General features: G+C 41.1%; 22 protein-coding genes. 16 read left to right on the top strand and 6 right to left on the bottom strand.

Features of this window, described 5'->3' with window-relative positions:
* Positions 1-3: 3 nt before the first annotated feature.
* The 3 genes from porG to MB09_RS01165 all read right to left on the bottom strand — a co-directional run bounded on the left by porG (position 4) and on the right by MB09_RS01165 (position 2,379).
* A complete protein-coding gene (porG, locus tag MB09_RS01155) occupies positions 4-696 on the bottom strand; it encodes a type IX secretion system protein PorG (RefSeq protein ID WP_045079023.1) in 693 nt (230 codons plus the stop codon).
* 99 nt (positions 697-795) lie between these two features.
* Positions 796-1,680 carry an NAD kinase gene (locus MB09_RS01160; protein ID WP_045079024.1) on the bottom strand — a complete coding sequence of 295 codons (885 nt, stop codon included), beginning with the start codon at positions 1,678-1,680 and terminating at the stop codon, positions 796-798.
* 42 nt (positions 1,681-1,722) lie between these two features.
* A complete protein-coding gene (locus MB09_RS01165; RefSeq protein ID WP_045079025.1) occupies positions 1,723-2,379 on the bottom strand; it encodes a CBS domain-containing protein in 657 nt (218 codons plus the stop codon).
* Between the two features lie 154 nt (positions 2,380-2,533).
* Here MB09_RS01165 and MB09_RS01170 point away from each other — a divergent pair, with 154 nt between their 5' ends.
* The 8 genes from MB09_RS01170 (at position 2,534) to clpX (ending at position 10,803) form a co-directional block, all read left to right on the top strand.
* The gene (locus MB09_RS01170) at positions 2,534-3,247 is read left to right on the top strand and encodes a pyridoxine 5'-phosphate synthase (RefSeq protein WP_045079026.1); all 714 of its coding nucleotides are present in this window, start codon (positions 2,534-2,536) and stop codon (positions 3,245-3,247) included.
* Entirely contained in the window at positions 3,247-4,008 is a 762-nt protein-coding gene (locus MB09_RS01175) for an alpha/beta fold hydrolase (RefSeq protein ID WP_045079027.1), read from the top strand. The genes MB09_RS01170 and MB09_RS01175 overlap by 1 nt, the downstream gene beginning before the upstream one ends.
* Positions 4,009-4,106: 98 nt before the next feature.
* Positions 4,107-5,357 (top strand): OmpP1/FadL family transporter, encoded by a 1,251-nt coding sequence (locus MB09_RS01180; RefSeq protein ID WP_045079028.1) that lies wholly within the window; start codon positions 4,107-4,109, stop codon positions 5,355-5,357.
* An 18-nt stretch (positions 5,358-5,375) separates the two neighbouring features.
* Entirely contained in the window at positions 5,376-6,908 is a 1,533-nt protein-coding gene (locus MB09_RS01185; protein WP_045079029.1) for an SGNH/GDSL hydrolase family protein, read from the top strand.
* Positions 6,909-6,991: 83 nt separating this feature from the next.
* Positions 6,992-7,333: a phage holin family protein gene (locus tag MB09_RS01190; RefSeq protein WP_045079030.1), complete on the top strand. Its 342-nt coding sequence runs from the start codon at positions 6,992-6,994 to the stop codon at positions 7,331-7,333.
* A gap of 85 nt (positions 7,334-7,418) precedes the next feature.
* Positions 7,419-8,738, top strand: a complete 1,320-nt coding sequence (tig, locus tag MB09_RS01195) for a trigger factor (RefSeq protein WP_045079031.1) — start codon at positions 7,419-7,421, stop codon at positions 8,736-8,738.
* 129 nt (positions 8,739-8,867) lie between these two features.
* Positions 8,868-9,542, top strand: a complete 675-nt coding sequence (gene clpP / locus MB09_RS01200) for an ATP-dependent Clp endopeptidase proteolytic subunit ClpP (RefSeq protein ID WP_045079330.1) — start codon at positions 8,868-8,870, stop codon at positions 9,540-9,542.
* Positions 9,543-9,570: 28 nt separating this feature from the next.
* Positions 9,571-10,803 carry an ATP-dependent Clp protease ATP-binding subunit ClpX gene (clpX, locus tag MB09_RS01205; protein ID WP_045079032.1) on the top strand — a complete coding sequence of 411 codons (1,233 nt, stop codon included), beginning with the start codon at positions 9,571-9,573 and terminating at the stop codon, positions 10,801-10,803.
* A 68-nt stretch (positions 10,804-10,871) separates the two neighbouring features.
* Here clpX and MB09_RS01210 read toward each other — a convergent pair whose 3' ends face one another.
* Entirely contained in the window at positions 10,872-11,054 is a 183-nt protein-coding gene (locus MB09_RS01210) for a hypothetical protein (protein ID WP_045079033.1), read from the bottom strand.
* Between the two features lie 171 nt (positions 11,055-11,225).
* Positions 11,226-12,746: a GH3 auxin-responsive promoter family protein gene (locus MB09_RS01215; protein WP_045079034.1), complete on the bottom strand. Its 1,521-nt coding sequence runs from the start codon at positions 12,744-12,746 to the stop codon at positions 11,226-11,228.
* A gap of 144 nt (positions 12,747-12,890) precedes the next feature.
* Here MB09_RS01215 and MB09_RS01220 point away from each other — a divergent pair, with 144 nt between their 5' ends.
* A complete protein-coding gene (locus tag MB09_RS01220; RefSeq protein ID WP_045079035.1) occupies positions 12,891-13,685 on the top strand; it encodes a DUF2797 domain-containing protein in 795 nt (264 codons plus the stop codon).
* Here MB09_RS01220 and MB09_RS01225 read toward each other — a convergent pair.
* Complete coding sequence (locus tag MB09_RS01225) at positions 13,682-16,333, bottom strand: AsmA family protein (RefSeq protein WP_045079036.1); 2,652 nt, start codon at positions 16,331-16,333, stop codon at positions 13,682-13,684. The two genes, MB09_RS01220 and MB09_RS01225, sit on opposite strands and share 4 nt — an antisense overlap.
* A gap of 141 nt (positions 16,334-16,474) precedes the next feature.
* On the opposite strand from MB09_RS01225, the gene folK reads away from it, so the two are divergent.
* The 7 genes from folK (at position 16,475) to MB09_RS01260 (ending at position 23,250) form a co-directional block, all read left to right on the top strand.
* Positions 16,475-17,611: a 2-amino-4-hydroxy-6-hydroxymethyldihydropteridine diphosphokinase gene (gene folK, locus MB09_RS01230; RefSeq protein WP_262987120.1), complete on the top strand. Its 1,137-nt coding sequence runs from the start codon at positions 16,475-16,477 to the stop codon at positions 17,609-17,611.
* A gap of 98 nt (positions 17,612-17,709) precedes the next feature.
* On the top strand, positions 17,710-18,639 hold the full coding sequence (locus MB09_RS01235) for a pseudouridine synthase (protein WP_045079037.1): 930 nt from the start codon (positions 17,710-17,712) through the stop codon (positions 18,637-18,639).
* A gap of 308 nt (positions 18,640-18,947) precedes the next feature.
* Positions 18,948-20,345, top strand: coding sequence for an arginine decarboxylase (locus tag MB09_RS01240; protein WP_045079038.1), 1,398 nt, complete (start codon positions 18,948-18,950; stop codon positions 20,343-20,345).
* Positions 20,335-21,270 carry an agmatinase gene (gene speB / locus MB09_RS01245; RefSeq protein ID WP_045079039.1) on the top strand — a complete coding sequence of 312 codons (936 nt, stop codon included), beginning with the start codon at positions 20,335-20,337 and terminating at the stop codon, positions 21,268-21,270. Before MB09_RS01240 ends, speB begins: the two co-directional genes overlap by 11 nt.
* Positions 21,260-22,237, top strand: a complete 978-nt coding sequence (locus MB09_RS01250) for a deoxyhypusine synthase family protein (protein WP_045079040.1) — start codon at positions 21,260-21,262, stop codon at positions 22,235-22,237. Before speB ends, MB09_RS01250 begins: the two co-directional genes overlap by 11 nt.
* A 66-nt stretch (positions 22,238-22,303) precedes the next feature.
* Positions 22,304-22,792 carry a type II RES/Xre toxin-antitoxin system antitoxin gene (gene parS, locus MB09_RS01255; RefSeq protein ID WP_045079041.1) on the top strand — a complete coding sequence of 163 codons (489 nt, stop codon included), beginning with the start codon at positions 22,304-22,306 and terminating at the stop codon, positions 22,790-22,792.
* Positions 22,792-23,250: an RES family NAD+ phosphorylase gene (locus tag MB09_RS01260; RefSeq protein WP_045079042.1), complete on the top strand. Its 459-nt coding sequence runs from the start codon at positions 22,792-22,794 to the stop codon at positions 23,248-23,250. Before parS ends, MB09_RS01260 begins: the two co-directional genes overlap by 1 nt.
* The last annotated feature ends 10 nt before the right edge of the window (positions 23,251-23,260 follow it).

The raw sequence follows: 23,260 nt of genomic DNA on the forward strand, positions 1-23,260 counted from the left end.
CACTTAAAAGTTGCAGTAGCAAGGCTTTCTTCCGAATGCAAAAGTAACGGTTATGCCAGTAAAAACATACCAATCGTCGCTGTTTGTATTTCCAAATTTTAGCTCTTCTCTCTCTGCCAGTCCCTTCACGGGGTTGCTGCCATCCAGATTATCCGTAAAGGTGTAGCGTGCGCCAATTTCAAAACCCACCATTGCGTTTTGGCCCATATTGGCTTTATATCCTAGCACTATCGGAATTGCCACACTGCTGGCGCCGTCATAATCGGTTATTGCATCATTTCCTCTTTTATATAGGGCATCGTACCAGAAATAAGTAAGCCCGGTATATAAATAAGGAGTGGATATGGCTTTCTGTGCGTGGACGTTAAATTCCCAAAAGGTGTATTCAAGGCCTATGGAAACCTCCTTCACCGTATTTTCAAAAGAATAGCCACGCTCTTTTCTGCGGTTGTTGGAACTTTTGGAATCGTCTCCTTTTATTTTTGCGATCATTACAGAACCTCTAAAGGAGTGCCGTGCACTTCGGTTCCATTTAAAAATGCCGCCTGCGGCAAAGGTGTTTGGATTTATGAAATTGGTTTTCCCTACATCGCCAATGTAGTTTGCGCCCCCGATAATCCCGCCTATTTCATAGGTCTGGGAATGTGCATAGAATGCTGTTGAGAGTATTAAAAATACGGTCGCGAAATACTTCATATACTTTAAAAGTTTGCAAATATAACAATAAACTTGGCTTGACATTGTTGCGAGCCAAGTTGTCTCAGTTGATTAACAAATTTTGATGGATTTTATTGTTTAGTTCCGCTTGTCTTCGCCCCACAAAAGTTTTTTGCGCAAGGTTTTTATGAAACTATCATCGTGCAGCTGTAATAATTTGATGGTAAAAGGCGCTTTTTTAATGATAATTTCGGTCTCGTTGGCAAGGGTCGCGATGCGAGAATCCATGGAAACCAAGAAAGTGTTTTCGCGTCCCGAGACTTTTAATGAAATGGTACTGGAATCTGGAATGACCAAGGGTCGGGCATTTAGGTTGTGCGGAGCAATGGGCGTAAGTACTATATTGTTTGCATCAGGAGCTATCACTGGGCCGCCGCAACTTAAGGAATAGCCGGTGGAGCCGGTAGGTGTAGCTACAATAAGACCGTCAGACCAGTATGAAGTAAGATATTTATCATTCACCAAAGTTTCCACCTTTATCATGGAAGTGGTATTCCTTCGGTTTACGGCTACTTCGTTTAAGGCGAAGTTTAAAGGTTGGATTTCACTGCTCTTCGGAAAAGTTTCTACGGTGAGCAGGCTCCGTTCCGAAATGGAATATTCCCCCTCCAGTATCTGGTTCAGGCTTTCGGTCATTTCCTCTTTTTGAATGGTGGCCAAAAACCCTAATCTGCCCGTATTAATACCCACGATCGGTATGCCTAAATCACCTACGAAGGTTACGGCTTTCAATATGGTTCCATCTCCACCAATGCTAAAAAAAAGGTCAAAACTGGAATCTAATTCGGTAAAGGTAGAAAGGGCGGAAAAGTTTTTTGTGATATCCTGATTTTGGTTAATGATGCCCAGAAAGTTCTCCTCAATCACTACTTCCGCCGCTCTTTTCTGCAGTGCATCGAGCAACATCTGGATATAGATTTCAGAATTCTCGTGATAAAATTGTCCGTAAATGCCTATTTTCATATAAATGCTGTTGGTGTTATCGTTGGTGCTCTTTCCCTACAGTTATATATTAAGGTATTTGTCCAAATATTCAGACCGCTCCTTTAAATCTTCCAAAAACTTATCCTCTTCGTGATGGCTGATTACATTGTACTTGTATCTTCTAAAAGTTTGTACAATGCTGTTCATTGCGGTATGGCCCACTTTTACCGTAATCTGAACGCTGTCGTTTTCAATTTTTGAAATAAACAGCCCAAAAATACGGGTTCCGTTTGATTCTACAATTTGGCAGATTTCACTAAAGGAATAATCCTGGATTCCCTTTTCAACCACAATAATTCCTCCCGTTTCGTTCAAGAAAGGCGTGTTGTTGAAAAGACTCATTATATCGCCCAGTTCATAATATCCCAAATAGTTGTTATCGGCGCCCAAAACCGGCATAATGTTGCTATTATGAAGCGCAAAGGCCTCCAGAATGTCCAGCCAATTGGTGTCTTCCAATACGTGGAAGGGCTCCAAGGCATATTGAAAATCGTTGAGTGTCTTGGAGTTGTCAAAGCAGTAAGCATCATTTTCAGAAACGCTACCTATAAAATGTCCGTCCTTTTCCACGGGTACGTGCGAATAGGTAAGTTGGTTGAAAACCGTCTGTACATCCTTTACTTTAGAAGAAATGTCGAACGGTTCAATATCGTTAATGATGTAGTTCAGGGTTTCCATTGCAATAAATTTTTAACGCAAATTACTTAAAATAAAGGTTCATTAGCGTTTGGAAGGTTTGTATTTTTGTTAAAAAAAGCCCTTAAGCCCCCGAAGGGGGAATTGGAGCACAAAAATACTGTTAACCGATAACAGAAAACTGAAACCTTTTTTCATGACAAAACTAAGCGTAAACATAAATAAAATAGCCACCCTGCGCAATGCCCGTGGCGGTAACGTGCCCGATCTGTTGCAGGTTGCAAAGGACATTCAGGCGTTTGGCGCACAGGGCATCACCATCCACCCAAGACCCGACGAACGCCACATACGCTACCAGGACGCCTATGATCTAAAAGCCATTGTTACTACGGAATATAATATTGAGGGCAATCCGATGGACAATTTCACGAAAATGGTTTTGGAGATAAAACCTACCCAGGTTACCCTCGTTCCCGATGCCGTGGATGCCATTACTTCCAACGCGGGGTGGGACACGGTGAAACACAAGGATTATTTAAAGGAAATTATTTCTGAATTTAAACGAAACGGGATCCGCACCTCCATATTTGTGGACCCAACCCTAAAGATGATTGAAGGCGCCGCCGAAACCGGAACCGACAGAATTGAACTTTACACCGAAGAATTTGCAAAGCAATATGCCTTGGGAAATAAAAAAGCCGTAAAACCTTATACGGAATGTGCAGTTCTCGCAGATAAACTGAATTTGGGCATCAACGCGGGCCACGATCTTTCTTTGGAGAATGTTGCGTTTTTTAAGGAAAACATTCCGCATCTATTGGAAGTGAGCATTGGCCACGCCCTTATCAGTGAGGCGCTTTATGATGGGTTGGAAAAAGTGATTTCGGAATATTTAAAAAAATTGAATTAATGGTCTTACACTCCCAAATTTTAGGCTCCGGCAAACCTTTTGTAATCCTTCACGGCTTTCTCGGCATGGGTGATAACTGGAAAACCCTCGGCACGCGCTGGGCCGATGACGGCTATGAGGTTCATCTGTTGGACCAGCGCAACCACGGCCGCAGTTTTCACAGCGAGGAATTTTCGTATGAAAAAATGGCCGAGGATTTAAAAAAATATTGCGATGAGCACGATTTAAAGGAAATAATCCTGCTCGGCCATTCCATGGGCGGCAAGGTTGCGATGCAGTTTGCCGTAACCTATCCTGAAAAGGTTTCAAAACTGATAGTTGCAGATATTGCGCCCAAAGCCTATCCGCCGCATCATCAGGATATATTGAAAGCGCTTTCGGCCTTAGATTTTTCAACCATAAAATCACGCGGCGAGGCGGAGGATATCCTTTCGGAATATATAAAGGATCAGGGCACGCGATTATTTCTTCTGAAAAATCTATACCGAAAGACCAAAAAAGAATTGGCGCTTCGCATAAACCTGCCCGTACTTTCTGAAAAAATTGAAGAAGTAGGCGTCGCTCTTCCCGAAAATACTGTGTTTGAAGGCGATACACTTTTTTTGGGCGGTGAAAAAAGTGGTTATATGGAACCGATGGACGAGCTTTTGATTAAAAAACATTTTCCAAAAGCCGAAATAGGCACCATTTCGAACGCCGGACATTGGCTGCACGCGGAAAATCCCGACGAATTTTATGATAATGTTATGAATTTTTTATAATATTGTAAGAAGGTTTCTTATGCGTGCATAATAAATGCCTTTAAATTAATTCCTTACTAATTAAACTCAAGAATTAACTCTAAAAGAAATACACAATTATGAAGAAAGTATTAATACTTGCCGCTTTTGTACTTGCAAGCGCGGTTACTTATGCGGGCGGTTACCGCGTAAGTTTACAGGGCAATAAAGCCCTGGCGATGGGCCATACGGGCGTTGCGGTTATAAACAGTAGCGAGTCCGTGTTTTTTAACCCGGCCGGACTGGTTTTTATGGAAGACAAATTTAGTGTCTCCGTTGGAGTGCACGGTGTGTTTTCAAACATTGCCTATCAAGACACAGAGTCTGGCGCAAACGCCCGTACCGATAGTCCTGTTGGTACGCCGCTTTATCTGTATGCATCATATCAAGCAACAGACTGGTTAGCGTTCGGCCTTGGGGTTTATACACCCTATGGAAGCTCTGTAGAATATGAGGATGACTGGGCCGGATCGCACTTGGTAAATAATATCGATTTACAGGCCATATACATTCAGCCTACAGTTTCCTTTAAAATCAATGAGAAGTTGAGTATTGGTGGTGGCCCAATCTATGCCACTGGTTCCGTTAACTTTAACAGAAACCTTAATCGAACGCTTACCGATCTTGACGGAAACCGCGCCAATGTTACCGTTGACGCTTCCGGTGTTAGCAACTGGGGATGGGTGGCCAGCGCAATGGTTAACCTTACTGATAATTTGCATATTGGGGCAACCTACCGTTCGGAAATTATTTTGGAAGCAGAAGATGGCGACGCCGACTTTTCAAACATTCCAAATTCACCGTTGACGCCTTTTGCCGATACTACTTTTGACGCCTCATTACCGATGCCAGCTGAAATGACCGTGGGAATGTCCTATGAGTTTTGTGAAAGCTGGACCTTCGCTTTTGATTTCAACAGAACATATTGGGATGTGTACAATTCCTTGGATATTGATTTTGCAAACCCCGTAATTCCAGATTCAAAAAACGCGCGTAATTACAAGAATGCTTCTATCTATCGTTTCGGAATGCAGTATGACGCTACCAAGATGTTTACCTTAAGAGCCGGTTATTATTTTGACGAATCTCCCGTTCGTGAGGGCTATTTCGCACCTGAAACACCACGTAACGACAGCAACAACTTTACTGCAGGTCTTACCGTGAATATTGGAGACCACCTTCAGATAGATGCATCCTTCCTGTATTCACACTTTAAGGAAGTGGATGCGTCCTATGACTATTACTTCGAAAATGGGGTAGCAGTTCCTTTTAAGGGAACCTACAAAACCAATGCTTTCGTTCCAGGATTGGGGCTTACTTATAAATTATAATCGAAAAAAATCTTAAAGATGAAAAATATACTTAAATATACTTTTGCAGTTTTGGCCGTTGGCTTTGCAAGCTGCGAGCCCGAATTTGATACTCCTGTAACAGATGATGGTTTTTACAGTAGCGGTACGGCAAACCTTTCAAACTATGTTGCCGTTGGAAATTCCCTGACCGCGGGTTACGCTGATGGCGCACTCTATATTACGGGCCAGAAAAACAGCTACCCAAACATTATGGCAGAACAATTTGCCTTTGTGGGCGGTGGTGAATTTACCCAACCGTTGATGAATGATAATCTCGGCGGTCTGTTATTGGGCGGAACGCAGATAACTGAAAACAGATTCGTTCTTGCCGTTGACGCAAACGGAAACCCAGGGCCGGTTCGTTTGGAAGGAACCCCAACAACCGATGTCTCAAATAAATTAAGTGGGTCTTTCAATAATATGGGTGTTCCGGGCGCAAAGAGTTTTCACTTGGTAGCTCCAGGTTATGGTAATGTAGCTGGAGTGCCTACAGGTTCAGCTAATCCTTATTTTGCACGTTTTGCCAGTAGTGAAAATGCAACCGTAGTTGGCGACGCCGCTGCGCAAAACCCAACTTTTTTCAGTCTGTGGATCGGAAATAACGACATTTTGGGCTATGCAACTTCAGGAGGCTCTGGAGTTGACCAGACAGGAAATTTTGATCCTGCGTCCTATGGACCAAATGACATTACAGACCCAAATGTTTTTACGTCTGTTTATAGCCAGCAGGTAGATGCTCTTACTGCAAGTGGCGCCAAAGGTGTTTTGGTGAATATTCCGGAAGTAACTTCCATACCTTATTTTACTACCGTTCCAACAAATGCAATTCCCTTGGATGCTGCCACAGCGGCACAATTAAATGCACAGTTTGCTGCGTATAACAATCAAGTATTGCCTGGTTTGGCCGGAATGGGCGTTATTTCTCCCGAAGAAGCTGCGCTACGTATGATTAATTTCTCGGCGGGACAGAATTTTCCAATTATGACCGATGACGATTTAACAGATTTAACTACAATCCTGCAAGGACCTCCTTTCAATCTTCCAGTTCAATTGGCAGCGTTATTAGGTCAATTGCGACAAGTAAAATCTGACGACCTTATTGTTCTAACGGCATCATCGGTATTGGGAACCACACCCGATCCCAACAATCCTCAAGGCGTGATCGGTGTTTCCATTCCCTTGAGCGATAAATACGTTCTTGCAGTTTCTGAGCAGGCTCGCGTTACGGCTGCAAGTACTGCATATAATGCAACCATTCAAGCGCTTGCCGGCTCCAAAGGCTTGGCCTATGTTGATGCCAAAGCGGCTCTGGCCAGAGTAGCCAATGGCGGTGTCGCTTATGACGGTGGCGTGCTTACGTCGCAATTTGTAACGGGCGGAGCGTTTTCTTTGGATGGCGTTCACCCAACCCCAAGAGGGTATGCCTATACCGCAAACTTGATTATTCGTGCAATTAACGAAACTTACGATGCAACCATCCCAACGGTGCACGTGGGTAATTATCCTACTATCACTGCCGCAAACAATTAATAGCTAAAAGATTAATTTGAGAAAAACCGTCCTCATTTGGGGGCGGTTTTTTTATCTTTAGGTTCAATTTAAATTCCTTAAAAATGAAACTTATCATAAAATTATTGCTCACGGCACTCGCGGTCGTTATTCTTTCCAAAATCCTGCCCGGCGTAGCTGTAGAAGGCTATGGTTCGGCCATAATAGTTGCAATTGTGATTGCACTATTGCGGCTTATAGTGAAGCCAATTTTGGTGCTGTTGACGCTGCCCATAACCATTATTACCTTTGGGCTTTTCCTGCTGATAATCAATGCTTTCATTATAATGATGGCCGACTATTTTGTGGGCGGGTTTGCGGTGGCTACCATTTGGTGGGCGCTACTTTTCAGTTTGTTGCTTTCGCTTTTTCAATCCCTTCTTTTTTCGCTTATAAAGGAAGATTAGCAAATTGCTGAACAACAGTTTGTAATTGTTTGTTGTGTTGTCTAAAAAGCCGTACTTTTGCAACCCGAAATTCAGAAGAGAAAAAATGAACATTACAAAAAAAGACATTGATAAACTGAACGCCGTGCTTACGGTAGAGGTTTCAAAAGAGGACTATTCAGGTAAAGTTGAAAAGGTTCTTAACGATTATCGTAAAAACGCCAATATTCCCGGGTTCCGAAAAGGGCATGTGCCTATGGGAATGGTAAAGAAGCAGTACGGAAAGGCTGTATTGGTGGAAGAAGTGAACAAGCTGCTCCAGGATGCACTCCACAAATTCCTCAACGAAGAAAAACTTGACGTGCTGGGCAACCCACTTCCGAAGAATGAAGCGGAAATCAATTGGGATGCAGACGATTATTCCTTTGAGTTTGAATTGGGCCTTGCACCAAAGTTCGATGTGGATGTAAAGGGCAAAGAGGTGGTTCAATATAAAATCATTGCCGATGATGAAATGCTTAACAACCAAGTAAAGACCATCCGCAAGCAATACGGCAAGTTGATTTCCAAAAAAGAAGTGGAAGAAGGTGATGAAATTACCGGAACTTTTACTTCAAATGAAAAAGAAATAGAGAAGAAAACAACCCTTTCCACAGAGGAGATTGCCGGTAAAAAGCAATTGGAAAGTTTAATTGGGGCAAAAGTTGGCGACACGGTTACTTTGAAAACAAAGGGAATGTTTGGCGATGACCACGACAACCAAAAGTATTTTGGCGTTTCGCATGACGATGCCCACGGTTTGGACATTGAAGTTTCTTTCAAAATCGAAGAAGTGAACAAACGTGAAATGGCCGAATTGAACCAAGAACTGTTCGATAAATTGTTCGGGGAAGGCGTGGTTACTTCCAAAGAGGAATTGAAGGCCAAAATAAAGGAAGATGCCGAAGGACAATTTGCACAACAAAGCGACCAAAAATTATTGAATGATGTAGTTGAGACCTTGATTGAAAACACAAAATTCGATCTTCCGAAGGAATTTTTGCAGCGCTGGATTGCAATGACTGGCGAAAAAAGACTGTCAGAAGAAGATGCAAAAGCCGAATACGAAAGAAGCGAAAAGGGCCTGCGCTACCAATTGATAGAAGGAAAACTTCGTGCGGAAAACAATCTGCAGGTAACTTTTGAAGAGTTGAAAGACTATTCAAAAAATATGATAAAAGCGCAGATGGCACAATTTGGCCAAACGGACCCTTCAGATGAGGAATTGGAATCAATCGCGGCCCGCATTCTTTCAAATAAGGAAGAAGTAGAACGTCTGAGCGAGCAGTTGAACACCAACAAATTACTTAACTTCTTTAAGGAAAACGCAAAATTGAAGACCAAAGAGGTTACCTACGATGAATTCATTAAGGAAGCCTACGCCTAATTCAGCGAAGAAATAGTTATCTTTAGGCGTTGAATTATTTAATTTGACGCCTTTTTAATTCCCGCGCAGATGGGAATCTTAAGGCTTTCTAAATTAATTTTCGTAAATCTAAAAAACGAACAAACATTTATGAACTACAGTAACGAATTCAGAAACTTTGCTATAAAAGATCAAGGCATCAACAATATGTACTACGACAAAATTATAAGTAGTATGTACCCTACCAATTTGACGCCAAATATTATTGAAGAACGCCAGATGAACGCCGTGGCAATGGACGTTTTTTCGCGGTTAATGATGGATCGAATCATATTTCTCGGCACGGGAATCAACGACCAAGTGGCAAATATTGTGCAGGCACAACTATTGTTTTTGGCAAGCACCGATGCCGCTCGCGATATCCAAATTTACATCAACTCTCCCGGCGGTAGCGTGTACGCGGGCTTGGGGATTTATGATACTATGCAATTCATAAAACCGGACGTGGCAACCATTTGCACCGGAATGGCAGCTTCCATGGCCGCCGTCCTCTTGTGCGCCGGTGAAAAAGGAAAGCGTAGCGGATTAACGCATTCACGTGTGATGATCCACCAACCTTTGGGCGGGGCCCAGGGCCAAGCGAGCGATATTGAAATTACCGCCCGTGAAATAATTACCTTAAAAGAAGAGCTTTATAAAATCATCGCCAAACACACGGGACAAACCTATGAAAAAGTGTATGACGACAGCGATCGAGATTATTGGATGAAGGCCGATAAGGCTTTGGAGTACGGCATGATCGATGAAATATTGACACGAAGCTAAAAAACAGATTTTTTTGAAAAAAGATAATATGTCGAAAGAAGATTTAGAATGTTCCTTTTGTGGCCGCAAAAAGTCGGAAACCAACTTGCTCATTGCGGGTCTGGATGCCCACATTTGCGACCGTTGTATTGAACAGGCCCACGGAATTGTGGTTGAGGAGGCGTTGCATTCAGGAAACACAGATCTTTCCAAAGATTTAATGCTGAAAAAGCCAAAACTCATCAATGCATTTTTGGACGAATACGTAATAGGGCAGGAGCATACCAAGAAAGTAATGTCGGTTGCCGTTTACAATCACTACAAGCGATTGTTACAGCCAAAGAGTGATGACGATATTGAAATACAGAAAAGTAATATCATCATTGTGGGGCAGACCGGAACCGGAAAAACCTTGATTGCAAAAACCATAGCTCGAATGTTGAACGTTCCCTTGGCTATCGTTGACGCTACGGTTTTAACCGAAGCTGGTTATGTGGGCGAGGACGTGGAGAGTATTTTAACCCGTTTGCTCCAAGCCGCAGATTACAATCTCGAAAAAGCAGAAAACGGAATTGTATTTATTGATGAAATTGATAAAATTGCCCGTAAGAGCGACAATCCGTCAATTACCCGCGATGTGAGTGGCGAAGGTGTACAGCAGGCGTTATTGAAACTTTTGGAAGGAACTACGGTAAACGTGCCGCCAAAAGGAGGCCGAAAACATCCGGATCAAAAATTTATTGAGGTAAATACGGAAAATATCCTCTTCATTGCTGGTGGTGCCTTTGATGGCATTGAGCGTCATATTTCAAAAAGATTGAATATGCAGGCTGTCGGATTTTCAGCATCCTTAAAGGAAAATCAAATGGAAAAGGATAATATGCTTCGCTATATTATTCCGAAGGATTTAAAGGATTTTGGCTTGATTCCCGAAATAATCGGCCGTCTTCCCGTGCTTACTTATATGAATCCTCTAGATAAGGAAACATTGCGTGCAATTCTTACCGAGCCTAAAAATGCCATTATAAAACAGTATAAAAAACTGTTTGAAATGGATGGAATCGATTTTGTGATTACTGAAGAGGCATTGGACTTTATCGTTGATCAGGCCATTGAATACAAGCTGGGCGCACGTGGACTCAGGTCGCTTTGCGAAGCCGTGTTGACCGATGCCATGTACGATCTCCCGGGAACGGACGAAACAAAACTGCACGTAACTAAGGAATACGTTGAAGAAAAGATGAGCAAATCAACAATCAAAAAGTTGAAAGCGGTTTCTTAAGGATCGAAGTTTTTATAAAAGCAAAACCCCGATGAAAATCGGGGTTTTTTATACTTACTAATTAACACTTAAGGGATAGCGAGCAAAGATTTATTCTTGTTGTAAAGAATTTTATTGTGCATTTGCTCTTTCTTGCTCTTTAAATTATAACCGGCTACTTCACCGTCATTTTTAGCTGCATTTGTAGATGCACATGACGAAAACAAAAAGGTAAAAACCAAAAAGCAAACTATGTATAAAACTTGTTTCATTTTGAAATATCAATGATTTTTGATGCCTCAAAAGTACCATGGAACCACAGTGACCACAAAAGTTTTAGTTGAACTTACATAGAAAGTCGTTGAAATACATTTTTTGAAAAAAGTAGTCGTTAAAGTGTTTGAAATATACGATTTACAACCCTTTGTAAAACTAGAAAAGTATTAAAAGGAACGATTGAGCGTTAACAATTCTTCCAAATAATCCCGCGTGTTGGAAAGTCTGGGCACTTTGTGCTGCCCGCCCAGTTTGTTTTTTTCCTTTAACCAGTCATAAAAAAGACGTTCCCGCGCGTGATGGATTTTTGGGGCGTTTAAAGTAGTATTGTTGAAACGTTTCGCCTCATAATCGCTATTTACTTCCTGTAAAGCAGTATCCAAAAGTTTGGTAAACGATTGAAGATCATCGGGCGGCGATTTGAATTCAATAATCCACTCGTGCGCGCCTTTTTCTTTTCCATTCATAAAAATGGGCGCGGCTGTATAATCCACGATTTCGGCGTTGGTAAGTTGCGAAGCCTTTCGCAGTGCAGTCTCGGCATTTTCAATAATTAACTCTTCGCCAAAAACATTGATGTGGTGTTTTGTTCTTCCCGTAACTTTTATGCGGTATGGATCCGTTGAGGTAAAACGAACGGTATCGCCAATTTTATAGCGCCAAAGACCCGCATTGGTAGTAATGACGATGGCATAATTTTTCCCTTCTTCCACCTCGCTCAGCGGAATTACCTTTTCGTCCGGAGTACCGTATTTATCCATAGGGATAAATTCATAAAAAATTCCGTAATCAAGCATCAACAGCAACTCCTTGTTTTCGTTTCGGTCCTGGATTGCAAAAAAACCTTCCGAAGCATTGTAAATTTCATAATACCTAAAATCACTTTTGGGTAGCAATTTATTATATTGGTCAATGTACGGATCAAAATTTACACCGCCGTGAAAATATACCTCCAAATTTGGCCAAACTTCAAAAAGATTATTTCTACCGGTAGTTTCAATAACCTGGTTCAGCAATACGAGCATCCACGAGGGCACGCCGGCCAGACTGGTAACATTTTCCTTGATGGTTTCATTAACTATTGCCTGCATTTTGGTTTCCCAATCGCCCATTAGTGAAACTTCGTTGCTGGGCGTACTGCTAAACTCGGCCCAAAAAGGCATATTGTCTATCAAAATTGCGGAAAGGTCGCCAAACACGGTTCCGTTTTCTTCATACAATTGCTTGCTTCCCCCGAGCCGTAAACTCTTTCCCAAAAATAATTGGGCATTTGGATTGTTGTTTAGGTACATGCACAGCAAATCCTTACTCGCTGCATAGTGGCAGTTTTCGAGGGAATCGTTTGTAACGGGAATGAATTTACTCTTGGCATTGGTAGTGCCGCTGGATTTGGCAAACCATTTTATGGGCGTGGGCCAAAAAATATTGCTTTCGCCGCGGCGGGCGCGTTCAATTCTGGCCTCATTTTCTTCGTAAGTTGTAACCGGCACCCTTTCTGAAAATTCACGGTAGGTCTTTATGGTTGAAAAATTGTATTCGCGGCCAATTTCAGTATATTTTGCTTTTTGGAGTAAATTGAAAAGCAATTCTTCCTGAACCTCAATAGGATACTTCAAAAAAAGGTCTATTTGATGAAATCTTTTTTTAAGGAACCAAGAAGCAATAGAATTTACAATGGGGATTGGCATGTTTTTCTGCTATCTTTATGCTATAAAAATAACGATTTTATAATTACGACCTGCCTGCTGGAAGGTAGGTTTTTAACTTTTTTTGAAGTGATGTTTTCACGGCGTTTCTTCAGAAAGCAGGATCACCTAAATATTTTTGAGTAAATGAATTACGAAGGAGTGCTAACAAAAATGCAGACTGAAAATGGATCGCCCATTCAGTATTACTTGGTTTTTGAAAATGATTTTTTGCATATGAACCAGTTGCTGGATAAGAAAGTTTCAATCAATTTTCTGCGCTATCAATGCCTGAATTGTGGCCTTCAGAAGAAAATTTACCGTCAAGGTTACTGTTATGATTGCTTTTTTGAAATTCCCCAAGCGGCCGATTGGGTGATAAGTCCTGAAAAAAGCAAGGCGCATCTCAATATAGCGGAACGCGATTTAGAATTTGAAAAACGCGCGCAGCTGCAACCCCACGTGGTCTACCTTGCCAATAGCAGCAGTGTAAAAGTTGGTGTAACTCGCAAAAGCCAAATCCCCACGCGTTGGATTGACCAAGGCGCACACGAGGCTATTGAAATTGTGGAGGTGCCCAACCGCTATCTGGCAGGAATTACCGAAGTAGCGTTAAAGGATCACGTGAGCGATAAAACCAATTGGAGAAGCATGCTAAAAAACGACGTAAAGGATGAAAATTTGGTGGAATGGCGCAACAGGCTGAAGCAATTCATTCCCGCTGAAGCTGCCGAATATTATTTGGAGAATAATACTGAAACAAATCTGCTGTTCCCAGTGATGAACTATCCCGAAAAGCCAAAATCCTTAAATCTCGAAAAAAATCCATTTTATGAAGGAATTCTAAAAGGAATTAAGGGACAATACCTGATGTTTGAAGATCAAACCGTTTTCAATATTCGGGGAAATGAAGGTTATGTGGTTTCAATTACCGTAAATTAATTTCCCGTTTTTGTAGTATCGGCCTTCTTTTTCTTTCCGCCCAAAATGCCCCCCAGCACGTCTTTTATAATTTGGGTATTCTGTTGTTGGGTTGTTTGCTGTTGGTTTGTATTGGTATTCGTTTTAGTGGAATCTTGCTTGGTTCCTCCGCTTAAAATTCCTCCTAAAATATCCGTGCCCTGATTTATCAATTTGTCTTTTTGTTTTGCCAGCAACTGTTTGGTCAATGCATTGATGGCTGTTTCTGCGTTTAAAGAAACCTGCGGATTTGTAAATGTTCCTTTCAAGCCAATGGGCAATGCCACGCTCATTGCATCAGCTTCCTTCGGGCTTAAATTTTGAAGCAATTTGGTAACATCGTTGCCCAAATATTTTGCGGGCACGTCCATCGTTACATTATAATCAATGGATTTATCCAGCCCGTGCGTTCCAGCAACGGCAACATTGATTCCCTTTATATCAAAATCAAATGGTTTCACTTCTATTTTTCCATTGTTGAAGGTAAAATTCGTGCTCACGTCCCGTAAACTCAAACGATCCAAATTCAAAAATGAAACTTTATTACCCAAAGCCGCAAGTAAGGGAGCTTGTTGCGGATCCACTTCGGCAGTGATAATTTGGGCTAAGGCAGTGCCGGCCAGCGTGGAAAGTTTTGGCGAAAGATCATTCGTCAGTTGTCCGTTCAATTCAAACTTGGTATTTAAACTTCCCTGCAATGCTTTTGCAATCGGTACCAAAAATTGAAACATTTCCAATTCCTTGAACGATTGGTCAATATCAATTTTGCTCAAATCCAAAGCCATTGCGAAAGTAGGAGTTTCAGTTTTGGTTGAAACATTTCCTGAAAGCGCAATATTTCCGCCGAAAATATCGGAGGTGAAATTGCTGATTGTTATAGTTTCGTTTGCAATCGCCGCGGTTCCTTTGGCATTTTTCAGTTCCAAATTGTCATAGATTACTTTATCCGCATTAAAATCTAAAGTAGCATCCAGAAAATCAGGAATTTTCACAGCTTCTGAAGAGGCCGTTTTTTGGGCAGCAGTTCCTTTTTCTTTGGAATTATTTTCCGAAACAGAATCTTCCGAAGCCATAAAATCATTCACGTTAAAAGTATTTGATTGTACCTCGAAGCGTCCTTTCAAATCCTGTTTGCTCATCAAAAATGGGATGAGATTCTGTATGTTGCCCGAAGCCTTAATATCGGTTTGACCCGTTTTCGCGTTCAGTTCTTTTAAGGTAATCGAGCCGGGCTGCATGGCGAGGTTGGCATTGGCCACCTTCAACTCGTTTTTAAAACCTGCGTCATAATTAAAATTGGTAAGGCTTGCCGTTCCGCGGGCGTCAATTTGGTCGTTTCGCTCCTTTTCAACCGATTCCATATCGAAATTTGCGATAACATCTGCTTTGAAAATTCCGCTGAGTTTTTGTTCCATTTCAACGGGTAGCACTTTTTCAATATTTGCCAAATTCAACGTTCCCTGCATTTCCATATTTACCAATGGATTTTCGGTCATATTCTTGATGCTTCCATTCATTCGGAAAGGTTCGTTGTCAATTCTAAAAGTCAATTTTGGAATGTTGAGGTAGGTGTCGTTCAGTAGGCCGGTTTCATTTTTTAACTGTGCGTCGATAGTAATATTGTCAACGGTTTTTGGCAAATCAGGATATTTAAAGGAAGCATTGTCACTCGCAATTTTTATATCCATCGTTGGTATGTGCGTGCTGTCCACAATTCCTTTCAGCATCCCGTTTACGGTGAAATTTCCCGTAGTTTTTACATCGTTAATTTGCTTTACGTAGGTTTCGGGGATTACGGCCAAAAAGTTTTTAAAATCTGAGGACGGCGTTTTAAAAGTAAGGTCCACTTGGTTATTGGTTTCGTTCACTTTTACGTAACCGTCAAAGGTGAGTGGCAGTTCGTTGATTTTGGCCTCGTTTTCAAGGAAGGTATATTTTTGGTTTTTTAAATCGAGTTTAAAAATTGCGTCGAGGGAAATTCTGTTTTTGGTCAAATATTCGGTGCTGTCAATTTTAAAAGAAGCGAATGCTTCAGTCTTTGTGTCCAGATTGCTTATTTCCTGCGAAAGGTCGCCGCTGCCTTCGTGCTGCACTTCGGTGAGCATCAAATATGTATTTGTGGCCTCGTCCAAATAATTGATGCGCGAATTGGTTATTTCATAATTTTTCAAATCAAAAGTGAAGCCGCCAGCGCTCTCTTCCCCTTCGGTGACTGCGGGCGCGTCATCTTTTATGGCAATGTCGTAATTTGCATTTCCCAGGGAGTCAATCTTTATATTCACGAAAGCTTCGTCAATTTTCACTTCGTCAACTTTTATGGCTTCATTGCTTTTTTTGAATAGCTGCATAATGCCCATATCCATTGAAAGTGTCTTGCCGCTCGCCAGCGTATCGCCCTCAAAAGGTGCTTTGTTGATTACGCTGAAATTATTCAACTGTAGCGACGCATCGGGAAAACTGCTGAAAAGACTCAAGTCAAGATCTTCCCAAGCCACGGTGGCGTTGAGGTTTTCGTTGATGGTCCGCTTCAGCATTTTTTCAAGGCTTCCCTTAAAAATGAAAGGAGCCGCGATCAGCAATAGAATTAAAATTCCGAGAATAATCCCTATTATTTTGAGTGCTTTCTTCATAAAAAATTTGAAAATTTCTTTTGTGATAATTCCTTTGGAAACAGCTTATTAAAAAGCGGCATTTCCGTAAAATTTATATCTACGCACAAATTTACTTGGTAGTCTTTTTCTTTTCCTTAATTTCGTCTTAAATGTTAAAATTTGGATACGCTTCAACCTTCCCATAACGTTTATCTCTCGCTTGGCAGCAATATGGGCAACCGTTTTGAGCATCTTCAGAATGCGGTGAATGCGCTTTTTGAAGAGGTGGGAAGTATTGTGAAAATTTCCTCGGTTTACGAAACCCCGGCAATGGGTTTTGAGGGCGACCCTTTTTTGAACTGCGCTGTTTGGTTGCAAACGGACATGAAACCGTCCAAGGTTTTAAAGTCTATTTTGGATATTGAAAAAAAAATGGGGCGCAAGCGAAATGTTTCAAAAACCTATACCTCACGTCCTATTGACATCGATATTATTTTTATTGATGGGGAAATTTTACAGACCGAAAAATTGATAGTTCCCCATCCCGAAATGCAAAACCGAAAGTTCGTGCTACAGCCCTTGGCAGAAATAAATCCAGAATTGATCCATCCCATTTCGAATAAAAAAATTATAAAGCTTTTGGTTGAAACCGTCGATAAAAGCCTGCTTCAAAAGCAATCCAAATGGCTCAGCAGCCCGATGAAGTCTTATAACATTTCACAATATAATTACATCGCCATTGAAGGAAATATCGGGGCTGGGAAAACGAGTTTGGCCACAAAAATTGCAAACGACTTTAATGCCAAATTGATACTGGAGCGTTTTAAGGACAACCCATTTCTGCCAAAATTCTACGAAGACGCCGCACGTTACGCCTTCCCTTTGGAAATGTCTTTTCTCGCCGATCGTTATCAGCAATTGGTTGACGATATTACACAGTTCGATCTTTTTAAAGAATCGGTAATTGCAGATTATGACGTAAATAAATCGTTGATTTTTGCAAGCATCACCCTGCCCGAGGAGGAATATGCGCTTTACAAAAAGCTTTTTCGGGTAATGCACAAAGATGTGCCCAAACCGGATAGGTATATCTATTTGTACCAAAATACGGAGCGTTTGCTGGAAAATATAAAAAAGCGCGGCCGCAAATATGAGCAGAGCATTGAGGCTGCCTATCTGCAAAAACTGAACACGGGGTATTTGGAATTCATAAAAAACCAACATTCGGAAAATATTAAGATAATCGATATTTCAGAAATGGATTTTTTGAAGAACCGGGGAGATTATTTGAGGATTTTGGAAGAAATTGTTTCCTAAGAAAACAGGAGTTGCCAATTGCAACTTATCCTTTTTTTGCAGCAAACTGAAAACTGCGACTGCCTACTAAATTTGCTTACCTTTGCAAAAAATAATAAATGAGCGCACAAGACAATTACGATAGAGGAAGAGGTTCCAACAAACCCGGAAAGAATGCACGAAAGAAAAGTATGGCTCGTGGCAATGCTCCCCTGAAATCTGAGAGCCCAAATAGAAATACCGGAAGGCAGCAAGACCCCGCGAAACCTAAGTTGAAATTTGATAAAACCGGAAAGGAAATTGGCCGCAGGGAGAAGCCTGTTAGGGAGGTAAAAAAGAGCAATCCCGAAGATGGAATCCGCCTAAATAAATACATTGCGAACAGTGGCGTATGCTCCCGCCGCGAGGCCGACACTTACATTGCCACTGGATTGGTTACCGTAAACGGAAAAATTGTTAACGAGATGGGCTACAAGGTCCAATTAACTGATGACGTCCGTTTTGATGGCCGCCGTTTAAACCCGGAACCAAACACTTATATTTTGCTGAACAAACCAAAAGGTTTCGCAACAACAGATAGCAACGCAAAGGGAATGACCGTTATGGATTTGGTAGCAAATGCAACCACTGCCAAAATAAAACCTTTCGGCCGTTTGGGCAGGAATGCAACTGGACTTTTATTGTTCACGAATGACGATGAGTTTGTTCAGAAATTTACCAAAAAAGGTATTCCGAGGTTATTTCATATAGAACTTGACAAAAATCTTAAAGCAGAGCATCTTAAAAAAATAAAGGAAGGCTTTACCATTGAAGGAAAGGAAATTACCGTTGAGGAAATAAGTTATGTTGATAATTCACCCAAAAGCGAGATAGGTTTAAAGATAAAACATACGGGAAACAGCATCATTCGCACCATTTTTGAACATTTGGGTTATGACGTAGTCCGCGTGGATTGTGTTACCCTGGGCCCATTGACCAAAAAGGATTTGCCACGGGGCCGCTGGAGAACACTTACCGAAAAGGAACTCAACATGTTCAGCATGATTTAATGCGAACGAAAAATTACTGTCTAATATAAATTATTGGAATTTTTTTGGCACTTTTGTATTGTAAATATTTTAACAGCTAGTATTTTTGAAATGGTTGGTTTTTGAAAATTTCAGAAACACAAATTCTAAATGGACAACACATTTATACTTCCAGCAGCTGCCTTGCAGCAGATTATAGGCATTAGTCCCACTTTAAAAGCTATGCCTATTCGCAGTTAAACTTCAAGTTAATTTTTTGTTATACTCTCCTTTTTTCAGGGAATACGCGACAAGAATTTTTAATTTACCCCTTCAACCAAAAAGATAAAATGAATACCAAATACATAGATTTAATTAACCAAACGTATTATTTTCCCCAGGAAGAATTTCGTTTGGGCGATAACGGGCTTGAATTTCACGGTGTAGATTTAATGGGGCTCGTAGAGCAATATGGCGCACCACTTAAATTTACCTATCTCCCGAAAATTTCAGAAAACATAAACTTGGCAAAAAAGTGGTTTGCCGAGGCTATTGAAAAGAACAACTACAAGGGCACTTACAACTACTGCTATTGCACGAAAAGTTCGCATTTTAAGCACGTTTTGAACGAAGCATTAAAAAACGATATTCATATTGAAACCTCTTCGGCCTTTGATATTGACATCGTGGAGCGTTTAAAGAAAACAGGAAAAGTAACCGACAAAACCTATGTAATTTGCAACGGATTCAAACGCGAGCGTTATATAGAAAACATAGCCAGGTTAATCAATAATGGTCACGAAAACTGTATCCCGATTATTGATAATTACGAGGAAATAGAATTACTGTCAGATAGCATTGAAAATCATTTTAATGTAGGTATCCGTATCGCTTCCGAAGAAGAACCAAAGTTTGAATTTTATACTTCCAGATTGGGGATTGGCTATAAAAACATCATCCCTTTTTATGAAGAACAGATAAAAAATAATGAACGCGTTGATCTAAAAATGCTGCATTTCTTCATTAACACGGGCATTCGCGACACGGCGTACTATTGGAACGAATTGGTAAAATGTTTAAAAGTATATGTTCGTCTAAAAAAGATCTGTCCATCATTGGATAGTTTGAATATTGGGGGCGGGTTTCCGATAAAAAACTCCTTGGCCTTTGAGTACGATTATCAATATATGGTCAATGAAATATTGAACCAAATAAATATAACCTGTGCGGAAGCTGAGGTACCAGTGCCGCATATTTTTACCGAATTTGGAAGTTTCACTGTGGGCGAAAGCGGGGGTGCCATCTACGAAATTTTGTACCAGAAACAACAGAACGACCGTGAGAAGTGGAATATGATAAATTCGTCATTCATCACAACTTTGCCGGACACTTGGGCCATCAGCAAACGTTTCATCATGCTCGCCATTAATCGTTGGCACGATGAATATGAAAGGGTGCTATTGGGTGGACTGACTTGTGACAGTGATGATTATTACAACAGCGAGCAAAACATGGCGGCTATTTATTTGCCAAAATTCAGAAAGGAAAAACCTTTGTATATTGGCTTCTTTAACACGGGGGCCTATCAAGAAACCATTGGAGGCTTTGGAGGTTTGCAGCACTGCTTAATTCCTTCGCCGAAACATATTTTGATTGACAGAGATAAAAACAATAAAATAACAACCGAACTTTTTTCAGAACAACAAACAAGCGAGCAATTGCTAAACATTTTAGGTTATGAGCACTAAGACGTACGCAGGCATCCCGCAAAAATATGCGGCCCTGGAAACATCAAAAATTGTATTGATCCCCGTTCCCTATGATGGAACCAGCACTTGGCAAAAAGGTGCAGACAAAGGTCCCGAAGCATTTTTGGACGCTTCGGAAAATATGGAACTGTATGATATTGAAACCCAAACAGAGGTTTATAAACAAGGGGTCTATCTTGCCGATGCAATTACTGAAAACTCCTCTCCGGAAGCCGTAGTTTCCGAAGTACACAAAGTAACCAAGGATTACATTAAAAGAAATAAGTTTGTAACCATTTTTGGTGGTGAGCACAGTATTTCCATAGGTACAATTAGAGCTTTCAATGAATGTTTTGACAATTTAACGGTGCTTCATATTGATGCCCACGCCGATTTGCGCAAGGAATTCCACGGAAGTAAATGCAACCACGCGTGCGCAGTCTATGAAGCTAGCCAGACCACAAATTTGGTACAGGTAGGTATTAGAAGTATGGATGTTGCAGAGACTACCGTAATGGATGAAGAAAAAGTATTCTTTGCCCACGATATGGCAAAGGATGAGTACTGGATGGATAAAGTTATTGAAGCTTTGGGCGACAATGTTTTCATCACTTTTGATTTGGATGCCTTGGATCCTTCAATTTTGCCATCAACGGGAACTCCAGAGCCGGGCGGACTATTTTGGTACGAAACCCTGGATTTTCTAAAGCAGGTTTTTGATGAAAGAAATGTGGTAGGTTTTGACATTGTAGAGCTTTGTCCAAATCCGGAAGAAAGAGCCTCCGATTTTGTAGCGGCAAAGCTTTACTACAAAATGTTGACCTACAAATTTGCAGGCACGGACGAAGAAGACGAATACGAAAGCAATTTTAACGAAACCAAAAAAGGCGTTTCAAAATTTAATACAGAAGAAGATGAGTACTAGCAAAGGATCTATTTCCCAATTTATTGAAAAATATTATTTACACTTTAATGCCGCCGCCCTCGTGGATGCCGCGAAAGGTTATGAAGCACAGTTGAACCAAGGTTCAAAAATGCTCGTTTCCCTTGCCGGTGCTATGAGTACTGCTGAATTGGGAAAGATTTTTGCCGAAATGATCCGTCAGGATAAAGTGCATATTATCTCTTGTACTGGCGCAAACCTTGAGGAAGATATTATGAATCTCGTAGCGCATAGCCATTACGAGCGTGTACCGCATTACCGCGATTTAACACCGCAGGACGAGTGGGATTTGCTTGAAAGAGGAATGAACCGCGTAACCGATACTTGTATCCCCGAAGAAGAAGCTTTCCGAAGAATCCAAAAGCACATTGTAAAACTGTGGAAAGAGGCTGAAGCAAAGGGTGAGCGCTACCTTCCGCACGAATATATGTATAAACTTCTCTTGAGTGGCGTGATGGAAGAACATTACGAAATAGATCTAAAGGATTCGTGGATGTACGCCGCTGCCGAAAAGAATCTGCCAATTATCTGCCCAGGGTGGGAAGATAGCACCATGGGGAATATCTTTGCCAGCTACGTTTTAAAAGGCGAATTGAAAGCTTCAACCATGAAAAGCGGCATTGAGTATATGACCTTCCTTGCCGATTGGTACACTGAGAATTCGAAAAAAGGAATTGGGTTCTTCCAGATTGGCGGTGGAATTGCGGGAGATTTCCCAATCTGTGTGGTTCCGATGCTTTATCAGGATATGGAAAGAACTGACACTCCGTTTTGGAGTTACTTCTGCCAAATCAGTGATTCCACTACAAGTTTTGGAAGTTATTCGGGCGCCGTTCCCAATGAAAAGATTACTTGGGGTAAATTGGATATGGATACTCCCAAATTTATTATAGAAAGTGACGCCACCATTGTGGCACCGTTAATTTTTGCTTATCTGCTTGATATGTAAAAAATTGCGTTAAATGTTTTTTAACCTCAGACAAATGTCTTAAATTTGTAGACAAATGTATTTATTATGGGTTATGATGAACAGAATATCGCAATTAACGAAGTAAATGAATCGCTAACCGCCTATGTGAAGCATATCGGCAGTATATCGCGAAGTATCTCTTTTGCAGATTTTTTTCTCGATAAAATGCTTATCATTCAAGCCATAAGGACAGGACTGCCATATAAAATTTTTCAACAAATAAAAAGGTTTACGCCCTTTACAGACGAAGATTGGGCAGAATATCTAGATTTGTCCACTAAGACCTTGCAGCGGTATCGCGATGATAATGATTTTCATTTTAAATCTATTCATACTGAAAAGATTTTTGAACTGGCTGAGGTTACCAATTTTGGAATCGAGGTTTTTGGCTCTTCCGAAAAATTCTATAGCTGGTTAAATGTGCCTTCGTTTGCATTAAACGGTTATAAGCCCGGTGAGCTTTTAAAAGATTCCTATGGTAAGGAAATGGTCATGGCAGAGCTTAACCGTATAGAGCACGGTATTTTTGCGTAATGAGGGTTTTTAGGCTATCCAGAAAAAAATACGCCAATGATCTAAGTGGAAAGGGTGCTGCCAAATTTGGGAACCGCTGGAACAGTAAAGGCGTTGAGATGCTGTATACTGCCGAGAGTAGGGCGCTTGCAATGGCAGAAGTAATTGTACATTTAAGCATAGCTTCCCTCCCCGACGACTATATGATGATTGAAATAGAAATTCCTAGAAACGTCGAAATAGAAACTTTGTCCGCCCGACGTTTGGCCACCGGTTGGAATACAAACCCGCCCAAGCTAAATACACAAAATATTGGCGATGAATTCATACGGGCCAATAATAATTGCGTGCTCAAAGTGCCTTCGGCCGTGGTGAAAGGGGATTTCAATTATTTGCTCAACCCGAATCATAAAGACATTAAAAAGATTAAAATTATAGAAATCACCGACTTTCCTTTTGACGAAAGGATTTTTAATTAGAAACACACAT

Origin of the sequence: Aequorivita vladivostokensis, assembly GCF_000952855.1 — a bacterium.
GTDB classification, from domain to species: domain Bacteria; phylum Bacteroidota; class Bacteroidia; order Flavobacteriales; family Flavobacteriaceae; genus Aequorivita; species Aequorivita vladivostokensis.